Annotated in this window: 3 protein-coding genes; all 3 read left to right on the top strand. The window is 60.4% G+C overall.

All coding sequences use genetic code 11. The annotated features are described in order from the left end of the window. Positions 1-609, top strand: a 609-nt coding sequence (locus tag NS365_RS24670) for a hypothetical protein (RefSeq protein ID WP_193753515.1), incomplete at its 5' end; no start/stop codon positions are given. Between the two features lie 129 nt (positions 610-738). Continuing rightward, complete coding sequence (locus tag NS365_RS22550; protein WP_193753516.1) at positions 739-1,392, top strand: invasion associated locus B family protein; 654 nt, start codon at positions 739-741, stop codon at positions 1,390-1,392. A 197-nt stretch (positions 1,393-1,589) separates the two neighbouring features. Further along, positions 1,590-3,287, top strand: a complete 1,698-nt coding sequence (locus tag NS365_RS22555) for a ShlB/FhaC/HecB family hemolysin secretion/activation protein (RefSeq protein WP_206612168.1) — start codon at positions 1,590-1,592, stop codon at positions 3,285-3,287. Positions 3,288-4,022: the final 735 nt, after the last annotated feature.

The following is a 4,022-nucleotide window of genomic DNA, read 5'->3' on the forward strand; positions in this document are numbered from 1 at the left end:
AGCGGCACGGGGTCCATCGGCCTGGATGCGGGGCGCGAAGTCTTCGTCCAATCCGTTTCCACGGGCGGGCAAGGGGGTATCGGCATCGTCAGCAGAACGGCTGATGTTCATGTGATCCGCAGTCTGCATACGGCGGCGGGGCCGATCAATGTCGTGGCCGGTCAGAGTGTCAGCCTTGACGGAACGGCGGTGGTCCGTTCCGTATCCGGCGACGTCGCGTTGACTGCGACCTATCAGGACTTCGTTCAGCACGCAGGATCGTTGATCGACAGCGGCTTCGGTCGGGTCCGTATCCATGCCGGCTTCGACGCGCAGATCGGCGTTGTTCGCTCAAGTAATCTTTCGCGCTTCCGCATCACCGCGACGGCGGGCAATCACTTGAATGACGGTGGAAACTCGCATCGAAACGTTCTCGATGCGCAGTTGAATTCCAGGCTCGATCAATTGAACCAAGCCTCGCTTTCCCGACTGTCGATCCTCGCAGGCTTCCCTTCGCCTCTTGAAAGTTTAAAGAAGCGTAACGAGGCGGTCGTGAGCATCGATAGCGCGCCGATCACAGAGGCGAAGATCGACGCGAACGGCGCGATCGTGCTGAGCGGCGCCGACTGAGGCCGACTCCTGCAGACGCCTTGCCATGCTCGCCGCGATGGGTCGCGGCGGGTTCGAATTCGAAAGACCTAAAAAAACAGGATGAAGTCAGCCGTCATGCATTCCCATCGCTCGAAGCTTCTCGCCATTTTGGCCGGTACCGGCCTGCTGATCGCTTCCGCCGCCAACGCGGCCTCGCCCGCGAACAACGCAACCTCAGGCGAGAAGGCCGCCGCCGCCGCCGCATCGGCCAAAGCACAGAAGGCACCGGAGGCTGCCGCGTCGACTGAGGGCGATAAGGTCGAGGGAGATAAGGTCGATGCCGTGGCGAGCGGACCGAAGGTCACGACGCAGCAACATGGCGACTGGCTGCTGGAATGCTACGATCCGGCGATCAACAATGTGAACTGCCAGATCAAGCAGCGGATCGTTCAGAAAGACAGCGACCAGAACATCTTGGTCATGAGCATGGCCTTCGATCCGAAGGCGAAGACGACCGTCATCCAGTACGTTCTTCCGCTGGACTTTCTGCTAACCCCGGGCGTGTCGATCGAAGTCGGCGACTATCGCAGCACGGCGGGCATCAACCGCTGCGCGGCCCAAGGTTGCTTCGTGGAAGGCACGACTGACGAAGGGTTCATCAAGGCCATGCAGGCGGCAAAGTCCGGTGGTCGCGTCGTCATCGTCTCGCGCACCGGGCAAAAGGTCGGCATCAACTTCTCCAGCGCCGGCTTCTCCAAGGCCTATGACGCGATGGTCGGGGAAAATACCCGGCTTGCGAGCGCTGAGGCGCCGAAGAACTGATCGAAGGATCGGTCGAAGGTTGGCGGGCCGACCGGGGGGCGGCTGTCCCGCCGCCATGGTTCATCGATGAGACTTTGGGGACTGACAGGATGCGCACCAACGGGCCGCGTAAGGCTTCTTATGAACCGAGCCAGACGACTCGTCCGTCTTCGCGCCGTGCCGCTCGTCAGCTCACGCTTGCCGGTTGCGGCGGCATCGTGCTCTCCAGCCTCCTCTGCCTCGTGGCAGAGGCGCAAGTCCTGCCACCGTCGAGCATCGACGCGGACATCAACAATCCCCGAGCGCTCGAACGCTTCGAGGCCGACGAGCGCGCGGACGCGCTGAAGGCCACCACCGCAACACCCATCGCTGGCGGCGACGCGGCGAGGGATATTTCCACGGCCCCCGAGGGAGCCGAGAAAGTCACCTTCGTCTTGAAGGACATCTCCTTCAGCCAGAGCAAGGTCTTCTCCCCCCGCGATCTCGACACGATCATAAAGCCTTATGTCGGCAAGACCATTTCGGTCGCCGATCTCTTCCATATCGTGGCCGAGATCAACGACGCCTACCGGAAGCGTGGCTACGTGACTGGCCAAGCCGTCCTCGGCCCTCAGAAGATCGCCGGGGGGCTGGTACGGATCGATCTGGCAGAGGGTAAGATCGGCAGAACGCTGGTAACCGGCAACAAGCGCGTCGGCTCGCAATTCGTCAGTGACCTCATCCGCGTGGAACCGGGGGCTGTACCGACGATCGAACTGATAGAGCGCCGAGTGTCGGCTATCAACTTCAACCGGAATTTCCAGGTCACGGCCGGGTTGCGTCCGGGCCAGGAGCCACTCACCACCGATCTGACGATCGACGTCATCGGGGAGCCCAAGCCGGTCACGGCGAGCGTTTACGTGGACAATAACGGCACGGAATCGACCGGTCTCTATTCTCTGGGCGGCGTCGTCAGCCTTTACTCACCCCTGGGCTACGACGAGATGCTGACGGTCGGTGGCACGACCTCGTTCACCGAAACGCGGGACATCCAGAATTTCGACGTGACGTCAGCATTCGCCGATGCGTCGATCCCGATTTCCCAGACCAATGCAAATCTGCGCTTTCTCTATTCCCATTCAAACTCGGCGGTCCTCGAAGGCGACTTCGCCTCGCTCGGCATCAATGGGCGCGGCGATGTCCTGATCTCGACTCTGACCCAACCCTTCTACACCGACGCGACCCGCAACTTCGCCGTGCTCGCCGGGCATCAATATAGCAGCACCCGCAGTACGGTCGGCATCGTCGATACCGATACAAGGGCTCAGCGTGTCTTCCTTGGCGTCAGCGGCCAGATGGTTCCATGGGCGCAGACCTATCTCGAAGGGAAGCTTCAGGTCATCCAGTCCTGGGTGGATGTCTGGGGTCTCGGCGAACGGGAAGACGAGACGGTCACTCGCCTTGTGGGCGAGGCGGCGGTCTCGCGTGCATTCGAGAACGGGCTCAGCGTACAAGCACGTTTCTCGGGCCAGTACACCCCACAGAAGCGTCTTCCGACCGGCGAACTCTGGTACATGGGAGGCGCATCGACCCTACCAGCCTATAAGATGTCCTCGATCGCCGGGGACACCGGTTTTGTCGTGTCCAACCAGATTCGCTACACGAATTCGGCCGCCAACGGAGCGCTCTCCGAAACGCTCGGCCTCCCGATCGTCATCGGAGCCAAGGTGTTCGTCGATGTGGGAGGCGCGTTCGACGATTTCCGCTTGAATCGGGACAGCAATTTTTACGCCGATTACGGCCTTGGGCTGGATTTCGACATCGCCTCGCATCTCAAGGGCGATCTGGTGGTCGCCTGGCCGGTCGACGCTGATTCCAATCCGAACCTGGAGGTCGACAACCCTCGCTTCCTGTTCAAGGTGGCGTCAACGTTCTGACCGGTTTCAGCTCCCGATATGAGCTATGGAACTGCCGAGCGCCCGTCGGTGAATGGTAAGGCAAAAGGCCTGTAAAGACGGGGTCGCGGGATAGGTCACGTTTCCGCGGTATGGCGAGGACCACTTGATCAACTCGGTCGAAACGCCGGGCTGAAGCCCCGTAACTCCTGGGCTTGACCGTTCGCTCTGTGAGATCAGCCCGCGATCCGACACCCGAGCTTTGCGGGCGTAGACCCACACACGATCGTTGCGGGAAGCTTGATGTTCTCCATCTGGCGCGTCTTGGAGCATCTCACAAAAATCTCGCAGGGTTGGCTGGTCCGATCTTTTCGCCCTGGTCTTCGTCGCGAATGCCAAGCCTTGCTGGCCAAGCATCGACTGCGCTTCGATCCTCAACCACGGACGAAAGTTCCTCGAACCTCCTCTGGCCGGAGACTTTGTTAGGCGATCTTAGTATTATCGCCGATTTGCTAACGGCGTTTCGTCGTCCGTCGCCAAACAACAATGTGAAAAATACTAAACCCCTTCTTGTTAAGTGTTCGGACGAAGTTCTCGACGTTGTCGAGCCGGATGAGCTTCGGGCACGGCGGATCATGGCGGCACTTCATAGAAAGCCTATCCGAGTAACGGATTTGCCCGATAGGCTGAGGCTGTACCGTGACGCTGATTGCTGTGCGTTTGGCCTCAGCGGGTCGCTTTGGCCAGTTTCAGAAGGTTGTGGGCGGTGCGGATCAT

It is taken from the genome of Aureimonas ureilytica, from assembly GCF_001475935.1.
GTDB classification, from domain to species: domain Bacteria; phylum Pseudomonadota; class Alphaproteobacteria; order Rhizobiales; family Rhizobiaceae; genus Aureimonas; species Aureimonas ureilytica_A.